Origin of the sequence: Streptomyces sp. SCPE 10 (assembly GCF_051980735.1) — a bacterium.
GTDB lineage: Bacteria > Actinomycetota > Actinomycetes > Streptomycetales > Streptomycetaceae > Streptomyces > Streptomyces misionensis.
Genome location: NZ_CP197069.1, coordinates 209,085 through 234,287 on the forward strand (window position 1 = coordinate 209,085; position 25,203 = coordinate 234,287).

25 protein-coding genes, 1 tRNA gene and 1 pseudogene are annotated in these 25,203 nt (G+C 70.7%); 14 read left to right on the top strand and 13 right to left on the bottom strand.

All coding sequences use genetic code 11. From position 1 onward, the window contains the following. Nucleotides 1-118 precede the first annotated feature (118 nt). From ACSP97_RS00930 to ACSP97_RS00955, 6 genes are all read left to right on the top strand, one after another. Nucleotides 119-1,381, top strand: a complete 1,263-nt coding sequence (locus tag ACSP97_RS00930; protein WP_440556074.1) for an ABC transporter substrate-binding protein — start codon at nt 119-121, stop codon at nt 1,379-1,381. A 10-nt stretch (nt 1,382-1,391) separates the two neighbouring features. Next, nucleotides 1,392-2,339: a carbohydrate ABC transporter permease gene (locus ACSP97_RS00935; protein ID WP_440556075.1), complete on the top strand. Its 948-nt coding sequence runs from the start codon at nt 1,392-1,394 to the stop codon at nt 2,337-2,339. A 5-nt stretch (nt 2,340-2,344) separates the two neighbouring features. After that, nucleotides 2,345-3,187 (top strand): carbohydrate ABC transporter permease, encoded by an 843-nt coding sequence (locus ACSP97_RS00940; protein ID WP_440556076.1) that lies wholly within the window; start codon nt 2,345-2,347, stop codon nt 3,185-3,187. Nucleotides 3,188-3,947: 760 nt separating this feature from the next. Continuing rightward, nucleotides 3,948-4,862: a YceI family protein gene (locus ACSP97_RS00945; protein ID WP_355147552.1), complete on the top strand. Its 915-nt coding sequence runs from the start codon at nt 3,948-3,950 to the stop codon at nt 4,860-4,862. Between the two features lie 214 nt (nt 4,863-5,076). After that, nucleotides 5,077-5,730, top strand: coding sequence for a YceI family protein (locus ACSP97_RS00950; RefSeq protein WP_355147461.1), 654 nt, complete (start codon nt 5,077-5,079; stop codon nt 5,728-5,730). 70 nt (nt 5,731-5,800) lie between these two features. Beyond that, nucleotides 5,801-6,367, top strand: a complete 567-nt coding sequence (locus ACSP97_RS00955) for a GNAT family N-acetyltransferase (protein ID WP_440556077.1) — start codon at nt 5,801-5,803, stop codon at nt 6,365-6,367. Between the two features lie 109 nt (nt 6,368-6,476). Here the strand turns inward: ACSP97_RS00955 and ACSP97_RS00960 are convergent, their stop codons facing one another. Both ACSP97_RS00960 and ACSP97_RS00965 read right to left on the bottom strand, forming a co-directional pair. Beyond that, a complete protein-coding gene (locus tag ACSP97_RS00960) occupies nt 6,477-9,452 on the bottom strand; it encodes an aminotransferase (RefSeq protein ID WP_440556078.1) in 2,976 nt (991 codons plus the stop codon). Nucleotides 9,453-9,501: 49 nt separating this feature from the next. Beyond that, nucleotides 9,502-9,942 (bottom strand): Lrp/AsnC family transcriptional regulator, encoded by a 441-nt coding sequence (locus ACSP97_RS00965; protein WP_180333000.1) that lies wholly within the window; start codon nt 9,940-9,942, stop codon nt 9,502-9,504. Nucleotides 9,943-10,326: 384 nt separating this feature from the next. Here ACSP97_RS00965 and ACSP97_RS00970 point away from each other — a divergent pair, with 384 nt between their 5' ends. From ACSP97_RS00970 to ACSP97_RS00985, 4 genes and pseudogenes are all read left to right on the top strand, one after another. Next, nucleotides 10,327-10,818, top strand: coding sequence for a winged helix-turn-helix transcriptional regulator (locus ACSP97_RS00970; protein WP_440556079.1), 492 nt, complete (start codon nt 10,327-10,329; stop codon nt 10,816-10,818). Nucleotides 10,819-10,888: 70 nt separating this feature from the next. Then, on the top strand, nt 10,889-11,740 hold the full coding sequence (locus ACSP97_RS00975; RefSeq protein WP_358275069.1) for an alpha/beta fold hydrolase: 852 nt from the start codon (nt 10,889-10,891) through the stop codon (nt 11,738-11,740). A gap of 53 nt (nt 11,741-11,793) precedes the next feature. Then, a complete protein-coding gene (locus ACSP97_RS00980) occupies nt 11,794-12,186 on the top strand; it encodes a nuclear transport factor 2 family protein (RefSeq protein WP_355147451.1) in 393 nt (130 codons plus the stop codon). 37 nt (nt 12,187-12,223) lie between these two features. After that, a pseudogene (locus ACSP97_RS00985) lies at nt 12,224-12,289 on the top strand (VOC family protein); the annotation flags it as partial. A gap of 146 nt (nt 12,290-12,435) precedes the next feature. On the opposite strand, the gene ACSP97_RS00990 reads toward ACSP97_RS00985, so the two are convergent. The 3 genes from ACSP97_RS00990 to ACSP97_RS01000 all read right to left on the bottom strand — a co-directional run bounded on the left by ACSP97_RS00990 (nt 12,436) and on the right by ACSP97_RS01000 (nt 14,995). After that, nucleotides 12,436-13,326, bottom strand: coding sequence for a DMT family transporter (locus ACSP97_RS00990; protein WP_440556080.1), 891 nt, complete (start codon nt 13,324-13,326; stop codon nt 12,436-12,438). Between the two features lie 265 nt (nt 13,327-13,591). Then, on the bottom strand, nt 13,592-13,873 hold the full coding sequence (locus tag ACSP97_RS00995; RefSeq protein ID WP_440558534.1) for a TlpA family protein disulfide reductase: 282 nt from the start codon (nt 13,871-13,873) through the stop codon (nt 13,592-13,594). 27 nt (nt 13,874-13,900) lie between these two features. Continuing rightward, nucleotides 13,901-14,995, bottom strand: coding sequence for a YVTN family beta-propeller repeat protein (locus ACSP97_RS01000; protein ID WP_440556081.1), 1,095 nt, complete (start codon nt 14,993-14,995; stop codon nt 13,901-13,903). Nucleotides 14,996-15,295: 300 nt separating this feature from the next. Between ACSP97_RS01000 and ACSP97_RS01005 the strand changes: the two genes are divergently transcribed. Next, nucleotides 15,296-15,392: transfer RNA gene (locus tag ACSP97_RS01005), tRNA-OTHER, on the top strand. A 65-nt stretch (nt 15,393-15,457) separates the two neighbouring features. Here the strand turns inward: ACSP97_RS01005 and ACSP97_RS01010 are convergent. From ACSP97_RS01010 to ACSP97_RS01020, 3 genes are read right to left on the bottom strand one after another with little or no spacing between them, the layout of a single operon-like run. Continuing rightward, nucleotides 15,458-16,108 (bottom strand): hypothetical protein, encoded by a 651-nt coding sequence (locus ACSP97_RS01010; RefSeq protein ID WP_440556082.1) that lies wholly within the window; start codon nt 16,106-16,108, stop codon nt 15,458-15,460. A 25-nt stretch (nt 16,109-16,133) separates the two neighbouring features. Continuing rightward, nucleotides 16,134-17,843: a sensor histidine kinase gene (locus tag ACSP97_RS01015; protein WP_440556083.1), complete on the bottom strand. Its 1,710-nt coding sequence runs from the start codon at nt 17,841-17,843 to the stop codon at nt 16,134-16,136. Continuing rightward, the gene (locus ACSP97_RS01020; protein WP_355327805.1) at nt 17,837-18,523 is read right to left on the bottom strand and encodes a response regulator transcription factor; all 687 of its coding nucleotides are present in this window, start codon (nt 18,521-18,523) and stop codon (nt 17,837-17,839) included. Before ACSP97_RS01020 ends, ACSP97_RS01015 begins: the two co-directional genes overlap by 7 nt. A gap of 171 nt (nt 18,524-18,694) precedes the next feature. On the opposite strand from ACSP97_RS01020, the gene ACSP97_RS01025 reads away from it, so the two are divergent. Beyond that, nucleotides 18,695-18,841, top strand: a complete 147-nt coding sequence (locus ACSP97_RS01025; RefSeq protein WP_235451523.1) for a hypothetical protein — start codon at nt 18,695-18,697, stop codon at nt 18,839-18,841. 8 nt (nt 18,842-18,849) lie between these two features. Continuing rightward, nucleotides 18,850-19,854 (top strand): peptidoglycan-binding protein, encoded by a 1,005-nt coding sequence (locus ACSP97_RS01030; protein WP_440556084.1) that lies wholly within the window; start codon nt 18,850-18,852, stop codon nt 19,852-19,854. 111 nt (nt 19,855-19,965) lie between these two features. Here the strand turns inward: ACSP97_RS01030 and ACSP97_RS01035 are convergent, their stop codons facing one another. Then, nucleotides 19,966-20,940, bottom strand: a complete 975-nt coding sequence (locus tag ACSP97_RS01035; RefSeq protein WP_355147439.1) for an Lrp/AsnC family transcriptional regulator — start codon at nt 20,938-20,940, stop codon at nt 19,966-19,968. 102 nt (nt 20,941-21,042) lie between these two features. Between ACSP97_RS01035 and ACSP97_RS01040 the strand changes: the two genes are divergently transcribed. Continuing rightward, complete coding sequence (locus tag ACSP97_RS01040; RefSeq protein ID WP_440556085.1) at nt 21,043-21,852, top strand: inositol monophosphatase family protein; 810 nt, start codon at nt 21,043-21,045, stop codon at nt 21,850-21,852. Nucleotides 21,853-21,866: 14 nt separating this feature from the next. Here the strand turns inward: ACSP97_RS01040 and ACSP97_RS01045 are convergent, their stop codons facing one another. The 4 genes from ACSP97_RS01045 to ACSP97_RS01060 form a co-directional block, all read right to left on the bottom strand. Continuing rightward, entirely contained in the window at nt 21,867-22,139 is a 273-nt protein-coding gene (locus ACSP97_RS01045) for a DUF4190 domain-containing protein (protein ID WP_355147435.1), read from the bottom strand. 133 nt (nt 22,140-22,272) lie between these two features. Further along, the gene (locus ACSP97_RS01050; RefSeq protein WP_355526304.1) at nt 22,273-22,413 is read right to left on the bottom strand and encodes a hypothetical protein; all 141 of its coding nucleotides are present in this window, start codon (nt 22,411-22,413) and stop codon (nt 22,273-22,275) included. Nucleotides 22,414-22,565: 152 nt separating this feature from the next. Beyond that, entirely contained in the window at nt 22,566-23,126 is a 561-nt protein-coding gene (locus ACSP97_RS01055) for a hypothetical protein (RefSeq protein ID WP_355526307.1), read from the bottom strand. Nucleotides 23,127-23,454: 328 nt separating this feature from the next. Then, on the bottom strand, nt 23,455-25,017 hold the full coding sequence (locus ACSP97_RS01060) for an alpha-L-arabinofuranosidase B (protein WP_355147427.1): 1,563 nt from the start codon (nt 25,015-25,017) through the stop codon (nt 23,455-23,457). Nucleotides 25,018-25,203: the final 186 nt, after the last annotated feature.

Genomic DNA, 25,203 nt, shown 5'->3' on the forward strand with positions numbered 1-25,203 from the left:
CCCACGGACGCGTGTCCGCCGGAACCGCGTCCAGGGCCCCTGGCCCGCTCCCACTCCGCCGCCCCGACGGGCACGGCGTGCACCGGATCCGGCACCCCTCCCACCCAAGGGCAGCATCGTGACAGCACACCCACCGAACGGACCAAGGCCCCGTCACCGGCGGGTCCGCCGGCCCGGCCTCGTCGCGCTCACCGTCGTCTCGGCGATCGTGGCCGGCGCCGCGCTGGCCGGCTGTGGCCAGTCCCGCGACCCCGGCGTGTACACCGTCCTGAACTCCTCGACGGACGACTCGTACCACCGCTGGGACGCGGCGACTCTCGAACGCTGCGGCAAGCGGCTCGGCGTCACCGTCCGGCAGCAGTCCGTCCCGGCCGACCAGGTCATGACCAAGTCGCTGCGGATGGCGTCCTCCAAGTCGCTGCCGGACATCATCCAGTTCGACGGCTCCGAGATGCCGGCCTTCGCGGAGACCGGCGGCCTCATGGACCTGAGGAAACTGGGCGTCGACACCACCGACGTGCCGCGGGGCATCGTCGGCTACGGCTCCTACAAGGGCACGTACTACGGCGCGGCGCGCACCGTGAACACGCTCGCGCTCTTCTACAACAAGGACGTTCTCGAAGAGGCCGGCGCCAAGGTGCCGACCACATGGGCAGAGATGCGCGAGACGGCCAGGAAGCTCACCCGGGGCCACCGGTACGGCATCGCCCTGAGCGCGGGCGGGGCGGAGGACGGTGTCTACCAGTTCACGCCGTTCATGTGGTCCAACGGCGGTGACGAGACCCACCTCGACAGCCCGCGGGTCGTCCAGGCGCTCGACTACTGGAAGTCGCTGCTCTCCGACGGCTCGTTGTCGAAGTCGACGATCAACTGGACCCAGGCCGACGTCAACGACCAGTTCATGGCCGGAAACGCCGCCATGATGATCAACGGCCCGTGGCAGGTCGAGACCCTCAACACCAAGAAGAGCCTGCACTGGGGCATCGCGCGGATTCCCGTCCCCAGGGCCGGGGACGCCTCCGTGGGCCCGCTGGGCGGCGGTGAACTGACCATCCCGGACATCGGCGACAGGGCGCGCGAGAGGACATCCGCGAAGATCGTCAACTGTTTGACGAGCGAGCAGGAGGAAGTGACCTACGCGCTCAACAGTTGGATGATCCCGGCCAACCGGAAGGCCGCCGCCGTCTGGCGCAAGAAGGTTCCCTCGCTCAGCTCACTGGCCGACCAGGTCGCGGTGGCACGCTCGCGCACCGCCAAGGCCGGCTCCGGTTGGACCTCGATCTCCCTCGCGCTGCAGAGCGCGTTCCAGTCGGCGCTCACCGGCCAGTCCTCCGCAGCGGCACTGAAGCACGCGCAGGCGCGCGTCGAGAGCGGGAAGTGAGGCAACCCCCGTGTCCACCACCACTGTTGCGGGATCCGCGGCCATCGGCGGCACCGCCGAAGCCGCCCCCGACCCGGCCCGCGCCCGCCGGCGGCGCGCCCTCGCGCAGTGGGGCTTCGTCGCCCCCGCCGTGCTGTTCATGCTGCTGTTCTTCGGCTACCCGCTCGTCCGCAACATCGTGATGAGCTTCCAGCACTACACGCCGTCGACCTTCTTCACCGGCAAGGCCCCCTTCAACGGCCTGGACAACTGGCGCAAGGTCTTCGGCGACGACCTGTTCGGCAAGGCCCTGTGGCAGACGATCGTCTTCACGGTCGGCTCGCTCGTCGGGCAGTTCTGCATCGGACTGGGCCTCGCGGTGTTCTTCAACCGCAGGTTCCCGTTGGGCGGTGTGCTGCGCGCGCTGATGCTGCTGCCCTGGCTGGTGCCCATGGTCGTCTCCGGCATCGTCTGGCGGCGCATCCTGGACCAGGACACCGGTGTGCTGAACTCCTTCCTCGGGCTGTTCGGCATCGGTCACACGCCATGGCTGACCAGTACGCACATGGCGCTGCTCGCCGTGATCCTGGTGAACGTCTGGATCGGCATCCCGTTCAACACGGTGATCCTCTACGGCGGGCTCCAGGAACTTCCGCGTGAGGTCTACGAGGCCGCCTCCCTCGACGGCGCCTCGGCGTGGCGCACCTTCCGCTCGGTCACGCTGCCGCTGCTGAAGCCCGTCATCACCGTCGTGCTCGTGCTGGGCTTCATGTCCACGGTCAAGATCCTCGACCTGGTGCTGGCGCTCACCGACGGCGGTCCCGCCGACTCCACGCAGACCCTGGGCACACTGACCTACCAGGACTCCTTCGTCCAACTGGACTTCGGGGCCGGCGCGGTGGTCGGCAACGTCCTGGTGCTGATCTCCGCCGTGTTCGCGGTGTTCTACCTGCGGGCCAACCGCAACGAAGGGAAGTGACGGGCATGGCGACCACCCCCAACACCACCGGGGCCGTCGGCAGGCCGAAGCGCCGCTGGGGCACGACCGCCGTCGGCCTCCTGATCCTGTGCGTGATGCTGTTCCCGCTGTACTGGATGGTCAACACCGCGCTGCAACCCGACTCCGGTCTGCTGGAGGTCGACCCGGTTCCGCGCGGCCTGGACCTGTCCGGCTTCTCCTCGGCACTGACCGAGCAGGGCGGCCATCTGCTGACCTCGCTCGTCGTCGCGCTCGGCGCCGTCGTGATCTGCCTGGCGTTCTCCGCACCGGCCGCCTACGGCCTCGCGCAGTTCAGGCTGCGCGGCACGAGGACCGTGGTGTTCGGCACCCTGATCACCCAGATGGTCCCGGGAATCGTCATCGCCAACGCGCTGTACAGCACGTACGTGGACCTCGGCCTGGTCAACTCCTACTTCGGTCTGATGCTGGCCGACGCCTCCCTGGGCATCCCCTTCGCGATCGTGCTGATGCGGTCCTTCATGGTGGCCATCCCGCGCGAGGTCATCGAGGCGGCCGAGGTGGACGGAGCCGGCCGGATGCGCACCTTCCTGCGGGTCGTACTGCCGATGAGCCGCAACTCGCTGATCACCGCCGGGCTGTTCTCGTTCCTGTACGCATGGAGCGACTTCATGTTCGCGCTCACCCTCAACACCACCGACCACGTCAAGCCGGTCACCCTCGGCATCTACCAGTACATCGGCGCGCACGTCGGCGACTGGGGTTCGGTCATGGCCGCCTCCGTCCTCGCCGCGATCCCCGCGGCGGTCCTGCTCGTCCTCGCCCAGAAGTACATCGCCGCAGGCATCACCGGCGGTTCCGTCAAGTGACGACGACGCTCGCCGCCCCGCACCCGCCCGCGCGGGCCACCGGGGCGGAAGGAGCGAGAACAGCAGTTCCTTCGTATGGATTTCCAGGCCCTCCCCCGTCGGCAAATCCGCGCTTGTTCGCCGAAGTAGACGCATGAACAACGTCGTTGGCCGCTCCTGATGGTGTGTCAACAACGGGGCCGTCCGACGGAATTCGGAGCACGCACCCGGATACGGGCGGGAGTTGGGCCTGCGGGGCGTCGAGGCGGCGCGTACTCGCCGGCGGCGTCGGAAAATCGCGACGGTACATCGTGAGCTCCGCCACATGATGATCCGCGTGAATACCGGCATACTCACCGACGTCCGGCAGCGTCTTCTCGGCCATCGCGGCACCGCGGGCCCGGCGCAGGTACCTGCTGGTTCTCCTCTGTGTGATCGACACAGCGAGTTCTGTGTGAGGTCCGTGATGAAACCGCATACCAGTTGTGAATATCCGGTCCCTTTCCCGTGTCCTGCACCACAGCATTGCCGCAAAGCAACGAATCGAGGTGTGGCGATATGGCCGGCCGATGTACCGATATGTGGCCCCGCACCCACCCCCAAGTGAGCTGAGCCGCTTCGACACCGGCTCGAGAGACCTGCTCGCGGAGAGCTTTATGATCGTCGGCGAACTACTGGCTTTGCGTCCGTCCTCCTGTCGTCGACGTTTACCGGCGACCGCGAATGCAAGAACTCCGAGCGAGTCGCATGACCGAGACGCAGGGGAAGAAGGGTGAACTCCATGGCTCTCGGGCTGCTCCGTCGTCGGCGTTCCCGTGGTGCCTCCGGTGCCGTGTCGAGCATGTCGGTCCCCCTGCCGCCCGGTGCCGGGGCGTTCGGCTTCGAGGTGCTCGATCCCATGGGGCAGCCCATGGGCGGAGCCGAGGTCACCGTGACCGCGCTGGACAGCCACCGGGTCGCGACGCGCGGCACCACGGATCCCCACGGCTACTTCATAGCAACGCTGCCGCCCGGTGCCTACAGCGTGATGGTCGCGGCCGAGGGCCTGTCGCCCGCCCGCGAGAATCTCGACATCGCGGCCGGGGTGGCTCTGCCGACCGCGCGCATCGCGCTCCAGCCCGCCCGCCAGATGGAACTGCCGACGGCCGGTACCTGGCTGTTCGACCCTCCGCACACCGCGATCCGGTTCATCGCCAAGCACGTGGGCATGGCCCATGTCCACGGGCGGTTCACCCGCTTCCAGGGCAGCATCCGCGTCGCTCCGAACATGGCCGACTCGCAGGTGGCGGTGCGCATCGACGCCTCCAGTGTCACCACGGGCAACAACACCCGTGACAACCACCTGCGTTCCGCGGACTTCCTGGACGTCGAGCGCTACCCGTACATCGACTTCACCAGCACCCGGTTCGCCCACCGCGGCGGCTCCAAGTGGACCCTGCACGGCACCCTCACCATGCACGGCACCAGCCGCTCCGTGGCCCTCGACACCACCTACCTCGGATCGATCAACGGGGGCTACGAACAGGAACTGCGCTGCGCGGCCCTCGCGAAGGCCGAACTCCACCGGGAGGACTTCACCCTCAACTGGCGCTCCATGCTCGCCCGCGGTATCGCGGTCGTCGGGCCGACCGTCCAGCTGGAGCTGGACGTACAGGCGATGTACCGCACCCACGACACGCCCACGCCACCGCAGTAACCCCTCCCCGGGGGCGCCCGGCGCGGGTGCGGAGCGGCAGACGCGTTCCGTTCGTACGCGGGGTGCCGACCGAGCCCGTCCCGCGGCGCACCTCCGCACCGCGTAGTGGCTTCACCGTCGACCGCATTCACCTCAGGCCGGGTCACCGATCGGGGCAGCGCCCCGGCGACATCTTGACAGCACAGAGCAATCAGATGGGAAAGGGCTCACGATCATGGGTATCTTCGGCCGACGCCAGACCGCAGTCAGCGAGCCGCCCTCGGCTGCCGGCACCGGCGCCTCCGTCGCGGAGGCCACGTCCCGAGGTGTCGCGCTCGACCCGGCGCTTCGGGCCCTGACCGGGCGATGGACCATCGACCGCCCGCACAGCCACATCGGATTCTCCGTACGGCACGCCATGGTCACGACGGTCCGGGGTGCTTTCACCGATTACGACAGCGCGTTGTACTTCGACGGAGCCCAGCCCTCCGAGTCGCGGGCCGAACTCGTCATCCGGGTCGCCAGCGTCGACACGGGCGTGGAGCAGAGGGACGCGCACATCGTCGGCGCCGACTTCTTCGACGCGCGCCGGTTCCCGGAGATGACCTTCCGCAGCACCTCGACCGTCCACGAGGGCGGAGAGACCTTCCGCATGACCGGGGACCTGACCATCCGCGACATCACCCGGCCCGTCGACCTGCAACTCGACTACCTCGGCTCCGTCGTGGATCCGTTCGGCTTCGAGCGAGCCGGCTTCGACGGCACGACCACCATCGACCGCACCGAGTGGGGTCTGGTGTACAACCAGCGTCTCAAGGCGGGCGGCGCGATGGTGAGCGAGAAGGTCCGGCTGCAGTTCGACATCTCCGCGATCCGGTCGACGTCGTAGACCGCGTGGGAGCGCCGCAGGCGCCGGAAAACCGTTGGGTCGCTCGGCTCGCGCCAGGCATGATCGGCTCGTGGACACCTATCTGGAGACCGAGCGTCTCATCCTGCGCCGCTTCACCGCCGATGACGCGGACCTGCTGATCGAGCTGGACAGCGACCCGGCGGTGATGCGCTTTCTGAGCGGCGGCAGTCCCACCCCGCCGGAAATCGTCCGCGAGCGCCATCTGCCGAACATCCTCGCCGGCTACGAGAAGTGGGGCGGCGACCTCGGACTGTTCGCCGCGCACGAGAAGGACGGCGGCGCGTTCATAGGCTGGTTCATCCTGCGCCCCGAGCCGGGGGGCCCGCTGGACGAGGTCGAACTCGGCTACCGGCTGCGACGGGCGGCCTGGGGCAGGGGCTATGCCACCGAGGGCTCACGGGCCCTGCTGGCCAAGGCGTTCACGGAGCTCGGAGTCCGCATGGTCTGGGCCGAGACGATGTCCGTGAACCGCGGTTCGCGCAACGTCATGCAGAAGCTCGACATGGCGTTCGCGGACACCATCCCCACTCCCCCCGACATGGAGACGGTCGAGGGCTCCGAACAGGGCGGCGTACGGTACGAGATCACCAAGGAGCAGTGGGAGCGGCAGCGCTGACACGGCGGCCCGGTTCCCGACTCCGGCCCCGCTCCGTCTTCTTCGCTCCCCGGACGGCGGGTTCGGAGGCCGAGGCCGGGCACGCGCGCCGAGAATCCCGCGCCGGCTGTCACCCGTTCCGGCCGTGGCCGAGTTGGGTGAGGGCCAGGTCGAGCGTGTCGGCGAAGAAGTCCGCGGCGGTGGAGTCGATGCACAGCGGCGGCTTGATCTTGAGGATGTTGAGGTGGTCGCCGGTGGGCTGGACGACGATGCCGAGGTCGAGCATGCGGTCGCAGAGTTCCGCGGTCTCCTCGGTGGCGGGCTCCAGGGTGGTGCGGTCCCGGACGAGTTCGAGGCCCAGGTAGAGGCCCGAGCCGTGGACGGCGCCGACGATCCCGTAGCGGTCGGCCAGCGCCTCCAACCGCCGTTTCAGCTGGCCTCCGACGCGGACCGCGTTGCCCTGGAGGTCCTCGTCGCGCAGGGTGTCCAGGACGGTGAGGCCGACGATGCTGGAGACCGGGCTGCCGCCGGTGGACGAGAAGAAATAGCCCTGCTCGCGGTAGCGGTCGGCGACGTCCTTGGAGGTGATGACGGCCCCGAGGGGGTGGCCGTTGCCCATGGCCTTGGCGACGCAGACGATGTCGGGCAGGACACCTTGCTGCTCGAAGCCCCAGAACCAGTGCCCCAGGCGGCCGTAGCCGACCTGCACCTCGTCGGCGATGGCAAGGCCGCCGTGGCGGCGCACCGCCGCGTACACCTCGGCGAGGTAGCCGTCGGGAAGGGCGACGCCGCCGGCGTTGCCGTAGAAGGTCTCGCCGATGAACGCCCCCGCCGGGCGGCCGGAAGCAGCCAGTTCGTCGATCACGGCGGCGGCCTCGGGTCCGTAGCGCACGGCGTCCGTCCCGCGGTGCCGGCCCCGGTAGGAGTTGGGCGAGTCCACCGTGTGAACCCAACTCGGGCGTGTGTCAAGCGCGTTGGGGTTGTCCTGGAGCGAGGTGGAGACGGCGTCGGAGGCGTATGTCCAACCGTGGTACGCCTCGCGCAGTGCGACGACGTCGTGCCGGCCGGAGGCGCCGATGGCCAGCCGCAGACCCAGGTCCACCGCTTCGGAACCGGAGTTGACGAGGAACACCGTGTCCAGGGGCTCGGGCAGCAGGTCGGTGAGGCGTTCGGTGAACTCCACCACGGAGGCGTAGTGGAAACGCGAGTTGGTGTTGAGCCGCCGCAACTGCCGGGAAACCGCCTGCTCCACCCGGGGGTGGGCATGGCCCAGCGGGGTGACGTTGTTGACGATGTCCAGGTACGCGCGGCCCTCGGTGGACAGCAGATGGTGGCGCCAACCCCGCTCGATGCGGGGCGGGTCGGCGTAGTAGTGCCCCTGCACGGTGGCGAACGCGGCGGCGCGCCGGGCGAGGAGGTCACCGTCGCGCGTACGGTCGGAGCCGGCCGGCAGGCCGAGGAGGGGCGCGGGGTCGGCGGTGAGCGCGAGCCAGCCGGGCGCGTACTCGGGCCGGACCAGGCGCGGGACGGCGGGGCCGTCGGCCTCGCGCAGCGCGACGTGGACCACGGCGCCGGAGCCGAGGTGGGCGATGTCCTCGCCCGGCTGCACCGTCGACCCGGCGCCCACCACGGGCCGGCCCTCCCGGGCGAAGGACAGTGACAGCACCCGCGCGCCGTACGTGAGTTCCATCCGGTCCGGTGCCGCGGCGAGGACCCTGCCCGTGGCGGGCGCCTGGACCACCGTGTCCCGGCCGAGCCAGAGGTCGATCCCGGTGGGCACCGTGGCGGTCGACGCCACCGACAGTACCCGCGTCCGCGTGAGCCGCGCACGGGCGTACCGGGTGGCGACCGCGGCCGCGCCGTCCGTGAGCGCGGAGGCCGCCAGCCGGTCCTCGGTACCGGCGTCCATCCAGGATCCGTGGTCCATGCGGTCGGCGTCGGTGGACAGATCGAGGAGGCGGATGCCGTCGCCGGCGATCCCTCGCAGGAGAGGGCGCACCGGGGTGTCGGCCCGCGCGGTCGCGGCAGGCGCGTCGGCCGTGCCGGTCGCGTCCCTGACGAGGCCGGTCATCACCGGCAGGGGCAGCCGGGTGGCCTGTTCGAATATGCGCCACTCGCGGTCGAGCGCGGCCTCGGCGTAGGTGTTGTCCTCGTCGACGGCGGCCTGCTGCCGTCCGCTGACCACCAGGACGGCGGCGCGCAGGACCACCAGCGGCCACAACGCCTCCGCCTCCTCCGGGGAGAGTGGCCGAACGGTGTGGAAGGCGCGGACGGCCGGCAGCAGGTGGTGGGGCTCGGTCCCGTCATGGTGGAGCAGCGAGGACAGGGTCACGGCGAGTTCGCCGACCGCCCAGCTCTCGGTCACGTCACCGAAGTCGATGACCCCGTCCGGCATGGGCGGGCGGCTGCCGGGACGGCGGATCAGATTGTCGTCGGTGAGGTCCAGATGCACGGCCTGCGACGGCAGTGCGGCGGCGACCTCCTGGACGCGCGCCCAGGCCTCGGCGGTCGCCTCCTGGACCGCGGTACGCCGGTCGGGCTCGTCGATGTGCCCGGCGAGCTTTGCGACGACGCGGTCGGCGTGCTGCGGGTCCCACTGGAGCACGCGGTCGAGACCCGGGTGTCGGAAGCCGCGCAGGGCGGTGCTGACCTCCGCGGCGATCGTGCCCATGGCCGCCACCGTGCTCGGCGGCAGGTGCCGAGGTCCGGAGAGCGTGCCGCCGGGCAGGTGGCGGAGCAGGCGCGCGACGGCCGGACCGTTCTCGGTGTCCACCGTCGTGCGTCGCGGGGAGCCGTCGGGGCGGCGCAGTACGGTGGCGATGCGCAGTGCCGGGCAGGCGGAGGCGACCAGGTCGGCCGCCGCGTCCTGGGCGTCGATCTCCGTGGCGCCGAAGGCGGGGTTGGCGATCTTGAGAACCGCCTCGGGTGTCCCGTCCTCGTCGTGGAGCAGGAAGTTGGCGTCCTGCTGGCTGCCCAGCGCGTGCGCGCGGGCCGTGATGCCGAGGTGTTCGGCAGCGATGCGCTCCGCCGCGGCCGGTGTCACGCGGGGTACGGGAAGGGCGTCCTCGGCGAAGAAGTCGAGCGTGCGGTACTCGTCGGGCAGCATGCGGGGTTCCTCGGCTGGTGCGGGCGGGCAGGGCTGGTGCTCGGGTGTCTCAGTCGACGTGCCACAGGAAACGGTGCGTGTGGATGCCGAAGTAGGGGAAGTTCTCCACCGTCGTGACCCCCTCGACGGGCCGCACGACGTCGTTGATGAAGTCCAGTAGCTCCCGGGGCTGTCCGCACACCACCTCCACGAACAGGTCGAAGCCGCCGGCCGTCAGCACCGTGTACACGACTTCGTCGTGCCGGGACAGCTCGTCGGCGACCGCCCGGGGATCACCGTCGACGCGCAGGCCGAGCAGCGCCATCGCCTGCTGGCCCATGGTCATCGGGTCGGTCACCCCGACGACCTGGACCGCCTTGGTGTCGATCAGCCGCTGCAGCCGGAGCCTCGCGGCCGAGGGTGACAACCCGACCTTCGGCCCCAGGTCGGCGTACGGGATCCGGCCGTCGACCTGCAGCTCCCGCAGGATGGCCCGGTCGATCTCGTCCATGAAACACCTCTCCCGCCTACGCGAACCGCAGGCATCGCAATTGTTTCAAGCACGATGCCGGATCTGAGCGCTCGATTCAAGCGTTGGGTCGATCGAATCGAGCGAGAGGTCATACGCAGGGAGTATGTGCGCGAGTCGTCGTGGGCACTCGGGGCCCCGACAGTCCCAGCCATGAGGGCATCCCCGGCCCACACCCGACTTCCCGAGGTTGTTCGCTGTTGGGGGTGGTCATGCTGGTCGCGGGCGGCCGTGAGGGGAGCGGGCGACCCGCCAGGCCCCGCTGGACGTCGAGCGCGACGTATGGATCCGGCACGAGGTGAAGCCACCCACACTCACTGGTATCATATTGCTACTAGTTTTGCATGCAAACCACGAGGAGTCCCTGTGACGGACAAGGCACGACCGGTCACCTTCCAGCACGGGCAAGCGTTTCTGGCGGCGATCTCCGAGCGCTGGAACTACCAGATCCTGCGCGAGGTCTTCTTCGGGGTCCACCGGTTCGGCGAGCTCAAGCGCGAGCTGGGCATTTCGGCGACGATGCTCACGGCGCGGCTGAACCACCTCACCGAGCTGGGCCTGCTGGAGAAGCACGCGTATCGGGCGGACAAGCCCTGGTACGAGTACCGACTGACCGAAGGCGCAAGGGAGTTGGTCGTACCGGCCGTCGTGGCGGTCACCCACTGGGCGGAGAGTCATGCCGACGACGAGGCGGCCATGCCACGGGCCCTGCTGCACACCTCCTGCGGATACAGGACAGAGCCCTATCTCTCCTGCAGCCACTGCCACCAGCCCATCGGAGCCGCCGATTTGTACCCACTTCCGGAGAAGGAGTCGGCGAGCACGGAGGGAGCAGCCACAGAAGCCGGCGCCAAGTAGTCAGTATTCGCTACTACTTGCAGTATGCTACTGGCGACGGCTCTACTCGAACCTCGGGCAAGGAGTGACCATGTCACGGACGGACTGGCTCAACGACGTCACCGAGAAGCTGATACCGACATCCCTCGGCCTGATGAACGTGCGGGTGGGCGGTCGGGCCGATGGCCCGGCCATGGTTTTCTGGCCCAGCCTGATGATGGACGGCACCATGTGGCGGTTCCAGTACGAGCACTTCGCCGCCACCCACCGCGTGGTGCTCGTCGACAGCCCCGGACACGGCAGGTCCGACGCACTGCGGCGGATCATCGACCTCAAGCAATGCGCCGATGCGCTGGTCGAGGTCCTGGACGCGCTCGACATCGACAAGTGCGTCCTGGTGGGCAACAGTTGGGGCGGCATGCTGGCCGGGGTCTTCCCGGCGTACCACACCGAGCGCACCGCCGCTGCCGTCGGCATCAACTGCACGGCCTCGCTGCCCACGACGTTCGAGAGCGTCTGGGCGACCGGGCTGGCCGCCTACCTCGGGGTGCACGCCCGCATGCCACAACTGGCCGCCAGGGCCGCACGGTCGGCGTTCGCCGGCCCGACCGCCGAGGCCGAGAACCCCGAGTTCCTGGCGTTCATCGACGTCGTACTGGACAACGATCCCAAGTCCGTGGCATGGGCGCTTCGCAGCATTCTCATCGGGCGCAGGGACGAGCACCGGCTGCTGGCGACCATCCCCGCCGACATCCCGGTCCTGATCGTCGCCGGGGAGGAGGACAGCCAGTTCCCCGTGCACGCGGTGCGGAGGATGGCCGACGCCATCGCGGGCAGCACCTTCCGCGTGCTACCGCACACCGGCCACTTGGCCGCGCGGGAGAACCCGGCCGAGGTCAACGCGACGATCGACGCCTTCCTCGAAGCCTGCCCTGCCGCCTGATGCGACGACGAGGACGGCAGAGGACCACACGGACGCCGGCAAGGAGAACAAAGATGACGCAGCAGGCCGCTCCCGCTTCCGTGCCGGCATGGGTCCGGCAGCTCATGCGCGAGATCGACACCCTCGATTTCGGCGAGGGCTTCGCCCGGACGACCGACGACACCGAGATGTTCTTCGGCACCGCCCACGTGGTGGGCGCCGAGGCCATCAAAGCGTTCTTCGTCAAGATCGACGAGCCACTGCACATCGATCACACCGTCCTGGAGTGCTGGGTGGCCCCCGACGGGGTCCTGTTCCTGCGCGGAGAGGCCACCATGGCGAAGAAGACCGACCCGGACATCACCGTACGGGCCCCGTTCATGCACCTGTACCGCCTCGACGACAGCGGGAGGATCCGCACGATCCACATCACCGCCGGCCCACTGCGCACCGATGCCGTGATGTGACACCCACGGGCGCTCACACCGTTTCCGGGCCGAGGCCCTGGGCCACGTGCCCGAGCCTGCGCCGGGCGGGCACGCCACGTGGCGTGCCTACCGGGCGGCGATGTGAGTACCCAGGGCAGAGCTGCCGGCCGGCGCCGGGGTTCCGGAGTCGATCATCGATCCCACGGTCCCGGACATGGGGCTGTACGCCACCACCGTGCAGGGCCCCGAGGGCAACTGGACTCACGTGATCCGCCGGCCAGGATCCAGCTAGTCTGATGTCTCCTCGCACCCCGAGGCGCTTCCGTCCGCGCTGCCCGGGCGGACCGGTCGGCCGCGCGGGCGGATCTCTCGGGCGGCTGCGCAGTAGGCGCTGACCAGGATCAGGACACAGCCGGCCAGTTGCAGCACGGTGGGCCGTTCGCCCAGTACGACCGCGCCGAGCGCGACCGCTCCCACCGGTGTCAAGAGCAGCAGCACGGCCCCGACGTGGCTGCTCAGCATCGGTGAGGTCGAGGCGACCAGCAGCCATCCCACCACCTGGCTGGAGACCGCCACCGCCAGCAGCCAGCCCATGACCTTCCAGCCGGGCGTGAGATCCAGTCCGTAGGAGAACCGGCCGGCCGGCAGCGACACGAGCGCCGCGCAGGCGATCACCAGAACGTAGCGCTGCCGGACGAGCCCGCCGTGGCCACCGCGTCGCAGCAGGAACAGGAACACCGAATAGCACACGGCCGCCAGCACCGCGTGGATCGTGCCCGCCCGCGGATCGCTGCCGGACGCGCCGCCCTCGACGACTCCTCCGGTCAGCACGACGCCCAGGAGGATCACCGGCACCCAGAGCAGGAAGGAACGCGGCACCGGCTCCCGGTCGACCGCCCAGGCCAGCAGGGGAACCAGCACCACCTGCACATTGACCAGCACGGTGGACAGGCCCGCGCCGACCTCGGCGATCGCCTGTGTCCACAGCAGCATGTCCCAGGCGAACGCGGCGCCCGCGAGCAGCGCGAGACCGTACTGTCCGCGAGACGGCGGGCCCTGCCGGCGACGCTCGGGCAGCGCCAGCACCACCAGCGCGGGCAGAGCCAGAACACAACGGTAGAACGACGCCGTCCCGGGATCGGTCCGGGCGAGTCCCAGCAGCACCGCGGATGCGGACACGCACAGGGCACCGCCCGCCATCCCCCAGGCGGGGTGGCGCAGCAGCCCGGATCCCTGCCGAGCCGTCGCGGGCCGCGCAGGGCTCGTACGCCGGTCGGCGCGGGCCGCGGGAGGGGCGCCACGTCTGGTCGGTCGGGGCATCACAGACCTCCCTCGCCGCTCCCGGCCCCGGCCCCGGCCCCGGCCTGAGCCACAGCCTCGGTCGCGGTCTCGTCTCGTCTCGTCTCGGCCTCGTCTCGGCCTCGGCGGCACCTGAGGCGTGGTGTCACTCCGACAGCAACGCGCGAACGGCCTGTTCCAGTTCGGCGGGGGTCACCGCACCGACCGCCCGCACGATTCCCCGCGCGTCGACCAGGACGTTCGTGGGAACCCCGGTGATGCCGAGCGCGGCGGCGTAGTCGCCGGTCTCGTCCAGCAGGATCGGTCCCGCGATGTTCCACACGTCGGCGAAGGCGAGGGCCTCGGCGCGCGCTTGGCGCGTCTCCCACACGTTGACATGGATGAAGTCCAGCCCGGACCGGGCGGTACGCAGGCGCAGTTCCTCGATGACCGGCGCCTCCGCGTTGCAGGGGCCTCACCAGCTGGCGAAGAAGTTGATCAGGTATCTCTTCTCCGCCCATTCCCTCGTCGTACGCACCTCGCCGGTGCGGGCGTCCGGCAGGGCGAACTCGGGGAGCTTCCTGCCGACCGCGGCGTGGGTGGGCGGCCGCTCGGCGCCGGGCAGCCACGGCCGGTCCACCATGGTGAGCGTGCCGCTTCCGGCGTTCGAGACCAGCAGCCGCCCCGAGGCGGCGTCGATCTGGCAGTCGCCGGGGCCGTTGCCGACGGTGATGCGGTGCGTTTCCGTTCCGCCCACGGCATCGATGGCACTGACGGTCCCCGCTCCCCGGTTGCAGACGTAGAACCGGCTTCCGTCCGGTGCCACGCACATGCCGACGGGAGCCCGCTCCACCCTGACTTCGTCCAGTGGGCGTCCCGTCGCGAGGGACAGCCGCTGCACGGTGCCGTGCAGGGAACCGGCCACGTAGAGCTGGTCGGCCACGGGGTTGACGACGACCTTGCACGGACCTTCGCCGACGGCGATCCGCTCCAGTGGGCGCAGGGTCTCCGTGTCGAACACGGTCAGTGAGGCGGACATGAAGTTGGCGCAGTACCCGCGCCCCCGCCGGCCATCCACGGCGATGCTTCCCGCTCCCAGCTCGGCGGGGATCGTACCGATCACCGCCAGGCGGTCGGCGTCGATGGCCGTGATCGTGCCGGCCGCGGTGTTGCCGCAGAAGATCCGGCGGCGTTCCGGGTCGTGTCCCAGCCCCGCCGGATAGGCGTCCTTCCCGACGGGAATCTGCGCGACACGTGCGGCAGTGTCGGCGTCGAGGACGGTGACGGTGTCGGAGCGGGCGTCGGCCGTGAACAGCCGCCGGCTCGGCAGATCCAGCACGACGGGGATCGGTTCTCTTCCCACGTCGGCCCGCCACACCGGAACGCGGCGGTCGAGGTCCACGGCGACGACCGCGTTGTCGCGGGAACAGGCCACATAGGCGCGGCGCGCAGCGGGGTCCACCGCCACGGCTTCCGGACCGGCGCCGAGCCGTGGCTCCGCCACCACCGTGTGCGCCCGCTCGGCCCGGCAGGCCGGTCCGCTCGGACGGGGAGGCAGGTTGCCACTCATGGCCACTGTGTTGACGGAAGTCCGCGAGACGAAACGCCTGGGCCCACTCATTGGGGCCATCGGATGGACGCCGCGGTCCCGGTCCGGGCGGCGGCCTTCTTCGCCGTACCGCCGCTGCTGCCGGTACCCGTGCCGCCCCTGGTGGCGCTGGAGGTGTCGGAGGAAGCACCGCCCTGACCCTGGCACTCCCGTCCGTCGACGGCCCCGCGACCCGGTCTTCGACATGTCAGTGCCGTGTCAGGGGCCCGTGTCACTCTCTTTCACGTGAACGACCCCGGGCAGCAGAGGGGTCGGGAGCGAGGAGAGGTGCCCGGAGTGGTTGATCGGGGACCGGCGAGCACGTCTCGGGGTCGGATCCTTTCGGGGGTCCACGCAGGTTCGAATCCTGCCCTCTCCGCATCAGGCGGCACGCCGTTCACCGCGTGACTCCCGGTGAGCGGTGTGCCGGTGGCGTGCGGTGTTTCAGTTCGTACAGGCGTCGAGCGCCAATGACGGGGGCAGGAGCGCCGCCGCCTCGGCGACCCGGCCGGCCAGGTCTTCCCACGGGCGCGGAGCGACGACCGGCACGCCGGCTGCCCGTGCCCGCGCGGCGAGCCACCGGTCGTACAGCACGCTGACCCGTGCGCGATGGCGCTGCGGTCCGGCCTCCGGCTCCCGGCGCAGGTAGTTGGCCGTCACCTGTGCCTCGTCGTCTTCGTGGAGGAAGACGGCACGGACCCGATCTCCCGGCGTCGCCGGTACGGGCAGGACGTAGTCGCCTTCCAGGATCACCGGGGTGTCGGTGTCCACGTGGTTGGCGATCACCGCGTCGATCGCCGGCGCCAGCGCCCGGGCGATCGCGATCTGCCGCTCGACCACCGACGCGGGCTCCTGGCGGGCGGCTTCGGGGTGAGTGCGCCAGAAGTGGACCTCCGGCAGATGCTCGGGCAGGGTCACCGCGAGGAGGGCCTCGACGATGTCGTCGACCTCCACGACGGGGATGCCGTACCGCCGCGCCAATGCCCGGCCGGCACCGGTCTTCCCCATCCCCGACGCGCCCCCGACGACGAGCACCCGCCAGTCGGGAAGATCCCGTTCCCCGAGCAGTTCCCGCTCCTCGTCCCCGCTGATCATGCGGGCATGGTACTGAACGGCGTTTCTACGCCCTCCCGTCACCGCAGCGCCGTCGCGGTTTCACCGGCCTGGGCCTGCGCCGTGCCGTGCGGGCGGCGAGCAGTCCGTCGGCGACGGCAGGCATCCCTTCGTCCCGGAGGACGTCGGCGAGGCCGGCGACCTCCCAGGCGGGTGCCTGTCGTGCCACGTGGCGGAGCAGTGCGTGGAGGTGGCGGTCGCGTCCGGCGGTGAGGAGGGCGCGGGCCAGGTCGGGCACGACGTCTTCGAGGGGCTGGTGCGCGGCGTGGTGGGTGAAGAGTTCGGGAATGTCGTCGGGCTGGTCCCAGGCGTGCAGGAGTTCGGTGACCAGCGGCTGGGTGTCGGCATGGGTGAGGGGGAGCCGTACGGTGAACCGGGCGCCGACGCGGCCCTCTTGGCCGGGGGCGAGTGCGAGGGTGCCGTGGTGGAGCGTGGTGATGCGGCGGGCGATGGCCAGGCCGAGACCGGTGCCCCCGGCGTCCCGTGTACGCGCGTCATCGAGCCGGCTGAAGCGCTCGAAGATCGTTTCCTGGTGTTCCGGCGGGATGGGCGAGCCGTCGTTGGCCACGTCGAGTACGGCCTGCCGGTGGTCGTGGTCCGCGGTGAGCGTGACGGTGATGGTGGTGGCCGCGTGCCGTTCGGCATTGTCGAGGAGATTCTCCAGGACGCGGGTGATCAGGCCTGGGTGGCCGGTCACGGGCACGGGTCCGTCGGGTGTGGTGACGACGAGGCTCAGATGGTCGGGTGCGCCACGGCGAGCGACGGCGCCGCGGATCAGGTCGGACAGATCGACATGCTTGGTCAGAAGGGTTTTCGACTGTGCGGCCTGGGCGTCGAGGCGGGCCAGGAGCAGCAGGTTCGTGGTGATGTCCTGCACGTGGAGAGTGTCCTGGAGGGCATCACGGGCGGCGCTGGGCCAGTCCGCGGTCCCGGAGCCGGTGAGCGCGAGTTCGAGTTCGGCCCGCAGGCAGGCGAGCGGGGTGCGCAGTTCATGGGCCACGTCGGAGGTGAACTGCCGCTGCCGGGCGGCCGCCGCGTCCAGGCGGTCCAGGGCGCTGTTCATCGTCGCCACCAGCTGCGTGAACTCCCTGCCGCCGCGCGGTTCCGGTATGCGCTGGTCGAGGCGGCTCAGGCTCAGTGCGGCGAACTGCGTCCGGATGCCGTCCACCGGCCTCAGGACCCGGCCGACGACCAGCCATGTCCCGCCGGCGATCACCAGGGTGAGGCCCAGCGTGCCGCCGGCCAGCCACCACGTGGTGGTGTTCAGCCGCTGCTGGTCCGTCCAGCCGTCCATGAGGGGATCGGAGTCCTCCCTCGTCAACGACTCGGATGTCCCATCGGCCCGGATCAGTTCGACGGGCGTGGTGTCGTGCGGGTCCGTCCACGGCCGCAGAGAGAGGTGTTCGCCTCGCAGGTGCGGGATGGTGTCGTCCTGACCGGTGTACGAGTCGGTGTGCCGGGCGCGGGGGGATTCGACGCACGCGTCGTCGAAACCGGTTTCGCACACGGGCGATTCGGTCGCCATGGCGCCGGTGCCGTCGGTGACCCGCTGGAACGCCGAGGCCAGCAGCGAGTCGCGTACGGCGACGGCGGAGGCGACGGCGGCCAGGGTCAGCAGGAAGGCGGCGAGAGCGGACACAGCCAGGGTCAGCCGCAGCCGCACCCCGGCCGGGCGCGGGCCGGGCTCTGTTGGTGGTGTGCGACGCATTCTCAGCATGGCGTCTCCGACGGGACTTCGAGCCGGTAGCCGGTTCCCCGGACGGTGCGGATGGACCGCAGTCCGAACGGGGTGTCGATCTTGCGGCGCAGGGCGCTGACGTGGACCTCCACCACGTTGACGTCTCCGTCGAAGCGGTCGTCCCAGACGTGCTCCAGGATCTCCGTCTTCGTGACCGTTTGGCCGCCGCGCCGCGCCAGGTACTCCAGGACCGAGAACTCCCGCGCCGTCAGCGCCACCGGCACCGTGCCGCGACGGCAGTGCCGGGCCGCGGGATCCACTTCGAGGTCCCCGATGCGCAGCACGGTCGGGCGTTGCGGCTGTCCGCGCCGCATCAGCGCCCGCAGCCGGGCCAGGAGCGTCACGAACGAGAACGGCTTGGTCACGTAGTCGTCCGCGCCGACATCCAGGCCCTCCGCCTCGTCGTACTCCCCGTCCATCGCGGTCAGCATCAGCACCGGCACCCAGATGCCCGCCTCGCGCAACCGACCGCACACGGCGTATCCGTTCAGCCCGGGCAGCATCACGTCCAGCACGATCGCGTCGTACGGGTTCTCGCCCGCACGGTCCAGTCCTGACGGCCCGTCGTGCGCGACGTCCACCGCCCATCCCTCACCGACCAGGCCGCGCCGCAGCAGCTCCGCCATCCGCCGGTCGTCCTCAACCACCAGTACGCGCATGACTCCAGCATGGAGGAGCCGGCCTGTGGCCAACCTGAAGAACCGCTCGGATGGCGGGAGTCGAGGGCGGCGCTTCAGGATCCTTCAGCTTCTCCACAGTCCCTCGCTGCCACGGTCGATGCCAGGCGCCGAACGGACGGCGCACCCACACCCCACACCAGGAGGAGCCTCATGAGCGAGAGCGAGCAGACCCCGCCGTACCCGGAGGGCGGTGCCGGCATCTTCGATGTCGACCCCGACCAGACCGGCGTCAGCCAGGACCCCGACCACGAGGTCACCTCCGACCTCGACGCCCTCCCCGACGACATGGAGCTCTGAGAACCACCATGGGAACCGCACAGGGAATGATCGCCGCCGCCCGCAAGCTGCTCGGCACCACGGAGCACCCGCCCGGCTCGAACCACAACGCCGTCACCACCTGGTACGGCTTCTCCGGCCCCTGGTGTGACATGTCCATCAGCTACGAGGCCGCCCACTCCGGCAACCTCGCCGCGGTGATGGGCAAGTTCGCCCTGACCACCGCCCACGCCCGCGCCTTCCAGGCACACGGACGCTGGCACTACGGCCTGGGCGGCATCCGCCCCGGCGACGTCGTCTTCTTCGACTTCTCCGGAGGCCGCTCCATCGGCGGCATCGACCACGTCGGCCTGGTCGAGGCGGTCCACTCCAACGGGACCATCACCACCCTGGAGGGCAACACCTCCGACGCCTTCCGCCGCCGGGTCCGCGGTCGCGCCTGCGTGGTCGGCTACGGGCGCCCCGCCTACGACGGCGCCGCCCCGATGCCGCCCCACGACGGCATCCTGCGCAAGGGCTCCACCGGCAACGCCGTGAAGACCCTGCAGAAGAACCTCAACACCGTCCAGAAGGCCGGCCTCACCGTCGACGGGCGGTTCGGCACCGCGACCGACAGAGCGCTGCGCACCTTCCAGGCCAAGCACAACCTGACCGTCGACGGTGAGTACGGGCCGCACACCGCCGCCGTGATGAAAGCGGCACTCGCCGGGAAGCCGGGCGTCGTCAAGCCCAGGGCCCTCGTCGCCGCGGCCACCGGCCCGCTCCAGGTGGACGGCGAGTTCGGGCCGGCCACCTGTGCCGCCCTGCAGCGTGCCCTCGACGCCAAGGCGGGCGCGGACTTGGACGTGGACGGCGCGTTCGGGCCGCTGACGGTCAAGGCGCTGCAGACCTACCTGAAGGTCACCGCCGACGGCATCACCGGGCCCGCCACCGTCATCGCCCTCAACAAGCACCTCGGCGTCGGCTGCGAGGCCACCTGGGAGGCGAACACCACCACCCAACTCCAGAAAGCGCTCAACGCGGGCACCTTCTGAACCGGCCCCGCCAGGCGCCCCCGCCATGTGGGGCGTCTGGTGGCCAAGAGGGCGGCCGCACCCGGCCGGCGTGCGTCCGGGCGCGGATGCGCCGCCTCACCAAGGGTGTTGTCACTTCCCGGGGGTTCGGGCCGCGACGGGTCTGCCCGGTCGCTTGACCGCCTGCCCGATGATGACGGTCTCGACGGCATCGACGCCGAGGCTGCCCAGGTCGCGGGTGATGAACTGGTAGAGGTGCGCCAGGTCGGGCACCCAGACGGCGGCGTGCAGGTTGGCGACGCCGGTGGTGGCGAAGGCACCGTGCACGGCCGGGTGCCCGGCCAGCGTCCGTCCGGCCGCGTCGAGCCGGTCGGGCGCCACCCGCATCATCACATTGGCGTCGATGGTCAGTCCGAGGCGCCTCGGATCGACCACGACGTGTGTGCGGAGCCGTCCCGTTGCGGCGAGGCGGGCGATGCGACGGCGCACGGTGGACTCGGGGTGCCCGGTGTGCGCGGCCACGGCGGCGGCCGGGGCCCGTGCGTCGGATTCCAGTACGGCCATGATGTCCCGGTCGATGTCGTCCGATGTTCCGTGACCGGCTGTCGTGACCGGGGTCAGGGCGGTGCGTTCGGCCTCGGTGAGCACGTCGTGGCGCCAGTCCGAGGCCTCGGCGAACGCGTGCAGGATGGTGTCGGCGGTGACCGAGGTGACGGCCCGGGTGGCCGGCAGTTCGCGGAAGACCAGGTGATCGCGGGTGCCGGGCCGGGTCCAGGAGACGGCGAGGATCTCGTCTCCGGAGGCCGACAGGTCGACGAACGGGATGTCCGGTCGGGCCACCAGCGCGGCGGTGAGGGCGTCGAGCCTGCCGCCGAGGGCACGGATCCGCAGCAGCAGCGCGCCCACGGCGTCGGGGCGTTCAGGCAGCGCGATGACCCGGCAGACGCCCTCGGCCGTCAACGCCTGCCACCGCCGGTGCACCGTGCGCGGGCTCATGCCCAGCACCGCCCCGGCCCGCCGCGCGGACAGCCGCCCGTCACACTGCAGCGCCGCGACAAGCCGCTGGTCCCGCTCGTCGAGGACCTGATCCGCCATTCCATCGGTCACGATTGGCAGTATCGCTCATGTTCGCGGCTCTGAGGGCGGATGGTCGGCGGCCCGGGGCGAGGATCGAAGCGTTCCCATTCGTTCCGCCCCCGGGAGTTCACCATGACGACGTACGAGAACCTGCTGACCGGTATGGAGGCCGCCGCGCGCGAGGCCGGAGAGTTGCTCCGGACTCTGCCGCGCCCCGTGACGGCGGCCACCTTCGACGGCTACGCCCGGGCCTGGCGGGAACTGGAGGCGCCGGTCGTGGCGGTGCTGCGCGACCGGCTGGCGGCCCTTCGCCCCCACGTGGACTGGACGGAGGAACTGGACAGCCTGGCCGCGCTGCCCGCAGACGGCGAGGTGTGGTGCGTCGACGTGGTCGACGGGGCAGTGCAGTTCATGCAGGGGCTGCCGCAGTTCTGCGTCAGCCTGACTCTCGTCCGTGACGGCAGGCCCGTGGCCGCCGTGCTGCACGCACCGCTGTTCGGCGAGACCTATCTGGCCGCCCACGGCCTCGGCGGCACGCGGGACGGCCGCCCCGTCCGCCCTTCGGTCAAGATCGACACGGCGGCCACGATCGTCGCCACCAGCCAGCCCCCGCTCATCGCCCGACAGCCCGAGGCGGCACACGAGGCGGGCCGCTCCCTCACCGCCGTACTCCCCCACGTCGGCGCCGTGCGCAACCTGGGACCCACCTCCTGGCAGATCGCCGACGCCGCCGCCGGCCGCCTCGACGCGTTCTGGCAGTACGGCCGCGACGACACCAATCTGCTGGCGGGCGTGCTGATCGCCCAGGAGGCGGGCGCCGTCGTCACCGATCTGAACGGCAAGCCCTGGGCCGCCGGCGCCGACGGCATCCTGGTCGGGTCCACGCAGTTGCACGGCCGGCTGCTGGACGTCCTCACCGAGGGCGCCGTGCCACGGCGGTGACCCCGTCCCGCGGATCAGCCGATGTGCCAGGAGAAGCTGCCGCCGTTGTTGGCGGCGACGACGAACGTCAGGATCATGAGAACGATGTCGAGCACTCCGAGGCCGATGTCCCACTTCGCCATCAGGGAACCGCTCTGACGCAGCGCCACTGCGCCGAAGACGATGGCCAGCGGCCCCAGGACGATCGGCAGGAGGAAGATACCGAGGATGCCGCAGACCAGTCCCGCGATCGCCAGTCCGCTCGTCCGGCTCGTCTTGTGCATGCCTGTTCGGCTGTAGGACGCCATCGGTGTCTCCCAAACCGTCGTGTTGGCTTTGTCTTTACCCTTCGGTTTCCTTCTGGTTGCCCGTCACCGCCGGGTCATGCCTGCGAGGGGCGCACAAGTCCCCTTCGGGTACGGGCCGTCGGGCTCCCGGCGGTCAGGGCAGGTCGGTGGCCGGGCTGTCGGGTTGGACGGTGAAGACCTGGTCGAGGCCGACGTTGCGCAGGATGCGCATCGTGTGGTCGGGTACGGCGGCCGGGGCGATGTCCGCCCCAGCGGTCGGGGGCGGCGGCGGCACCGGGACAGCCCGCAGCGGGCGGGGCGGGCTGCCCCGGCCCGGTCCGGCGAGTGCTGTCCGGCGCCGACCTGGGATCGGCGCCGTGGCGTGTCGTCCGGGGCAGCCGGTCTCGTCCCGGCCGCCGGCCGGGCACGGCGGCTTTCCGCCCCGCCCTACGCTCCGCCTGTCTGGTTCTGCATGGCGCCGAGGACCGTCTCGGCCTCACGTATGCGCCACTCCTCCAGCGTGTTCTGCTGGCGCCGGGCCCGCTCAAGCAGCGTGTCAAGCCGGGCCGGATCAAGACGCTGGTCGACGGCGGAGAGGCGGCGCAGGGTCTGCCATCCGGCCGCCTTGCCCTCCACGCCGAGGCGCAGCGCCTCCAGCTCCAGCACGGTGGTGAGCGGCGAGCGCCGGATCAGGCGGCCGTTGCCCTTCAGCCGTCCGAGTCTCTCGCCCGCCCAGCCCGCGCAGACCTTGTAACGGCGGACGGGGACGCCCAGGTCCCGCATGATGCCCAGCAGGGCCGCCCGGTCCTGCGCGATCTCCATGGCCACGGGACCGACGGCCCGGCCGAGCGCGGAACCGCGGCTGGTGCGGGCCAGGTGACCGGCCCGCAGCGTGCCTGCGGTGGCACCGGCCAGATGGTCGTTGAGATAGATGCCGAGCAGCCTCGAATCGATGCCACGAGCGCCCGAGCGGCGTGCCGACGTGGCCGAGGGGGATGGAGCGTTCATACGAGCCTCCTGCGTGTGCCGAGTCCGGCGAGCGGTGGTGGGTCCGGCCAGGCCCGGGTACCCGTCCCGGCACGATGAAGCGCGCGCTTCGCAGGGGCCTCCCGGGAAAGGCGGAGCAGCGCCTGACCGGCCGGCCCGGCTCACACGTCCCGCAGCGGGTGCCGGGCGGAGCCGGCGGTGACGAAGGCGTGGAGGGTCTTGGTGCGGCAGAGCCACGGTCCGTTCCCGGCGCGGCGCGGGCGCCGTCCGGCAGACGGCACGGGTGCCGCCCCTGAGCGGGCGGCACCCGTGCTGCGGATCTCGGACGACGGACGTCAGGCGGTGCGGGTCAGGCCCAGGGTGAGCCCACCGCCCAGCTGGTGTCGTCGTTCCAGGACGTCGCGCTGTCCCAGGCGTTGGAGCCGCCGTTGCTCGCGAGGTAGACGGTGTAGTTGTAGTGGCGCAGGTACTTGTCGGTGTAGTTGACGGACTGGAACGAGTATCCCTGCCCGTTGTGCCCGGTCTGCGGGCAGAAGGTGGCGTCCTGCGCGAACTGCGAGGTGCCGTCGTTGGCGTTGAGCTGGAGTTTGAAGTTGGAGTGGCGCAGGTACTGGCCCGAGGCGTTGGCGGACTCGAAGGAGACGCAGGAGGAGTTGGACAGGCCGGCCCGCACCACCCAGGTGGCGTCGCCCTTGTCGGTGGCGGAGCTGGACGAGGTGACCGGGGCGATCACCACGTTGCTGTCCGCCGCGTCGTGCTGGACGTAGTCGCTGGTGCAGCACGAGGTGGTGGCCCGCAGCGAGATCTTCGAGCCGGGGGTCAGTGAACCCGATCCGGTGGACGAGCCGTTGCCGTAGCCGACCGAAGTGATGTTGGCCTGTACGGCGTTCTCCGTGGCGTCGGAGGGGTAGCCCGAGGTCATGACGCCCTCGTAGAACGTTCCCGCCGCGCCCTTGCTGTTGTCGCCGCCGATGCCCAGGATGATCGCCCCTTCCTTGTGCATGGGGTTGTAGCCCGAGACGTTGGGGCGTGGGCCGCTGTAGTAGGTCGACAGGCTTCCGGACGCCGCGTTGCCGCCGCGGATGGCCCACTGGTTCGGGCCGCCCTTGACTATGGCGGTCTGGTACCGGTTGCTGACGCTGGGATCGTTGGCGTTGTAACCGGCGTTGACGCCGGAGAACAGGCCGTTCTCCAGGTCGGCCATCACCCACGGCCCGTTGCCCGAGCCGTAGCCCCAGACCTTGATGTTGCCGAAGTAGATGGCCTCCATGTGACCGTTGCCGGTGTCGTTGTTGCTGGTCTCGGCATTGCCGTAGTCGAAGCAGCAACCGCCGTTGTAGTGGGTGCCGTCCAGGACGGCGTACATCCCCTCGGCCTGGTCACCGGTGGCGATCCCGGAGGTGTGGTCGTTGCGGTAGCCGGTGCCGGGGGCCACGAAGACGCCGTACGCCTTGTGGCCGGCGACCGTGGTCGGGGCCGCGGTGGCGTTGGCAAGGTTGTCCGGACCGCCGGCCGCGCCGCCGCCGGGGGCCTGGGTGAGGTTGTTGCCCCGGCCGGACTGGTCGTAGATGACGGTGATGACGCAGCTGGTGCCGGAGCAGAAGGAGTCCTGCGCGGCGGCGTTGGCGTAGCCGCCGGCGCTCAGCACTCCGATGTCCTTGGTGGCGTTGTCGGACGCGCGGCGGACCTGGTAGAGCGCGCCGTTGTACGAGGAGTACAGCGCGCGGGTGGTGCTGTGGGCGGCCACGCAGGGGGTGCCGCCGGAGGCGTAGATGTCGCAGGGCAGCGATCCGGCGGCTTGGGAGGTCTGGGCACCGCCGACGAGCACGCCGGCGACGAGCGCTCCGGCGGCGGCAGCGGACAGCGCCCATTTTCTGATCCTGCGCAGCAGGCGCGGTGCGGGTGCGGACACGGATGTCCTCCTTCAGAGGGGGATGTGGGGGTCCCGGGCCGGTGCTCGGGCACGGGGTGCCGTCCCGGCGGCCGTCAGGGGCCGTCGGAGGGCACGTTCTGGAGGTGAGGGAGGAGCGGTCCCGGGTCTGCCGGACGCCGCCCGGGGCGCCGTCGGCTGTGTTTCGGCCGGAGGGGGGTCGGGCGC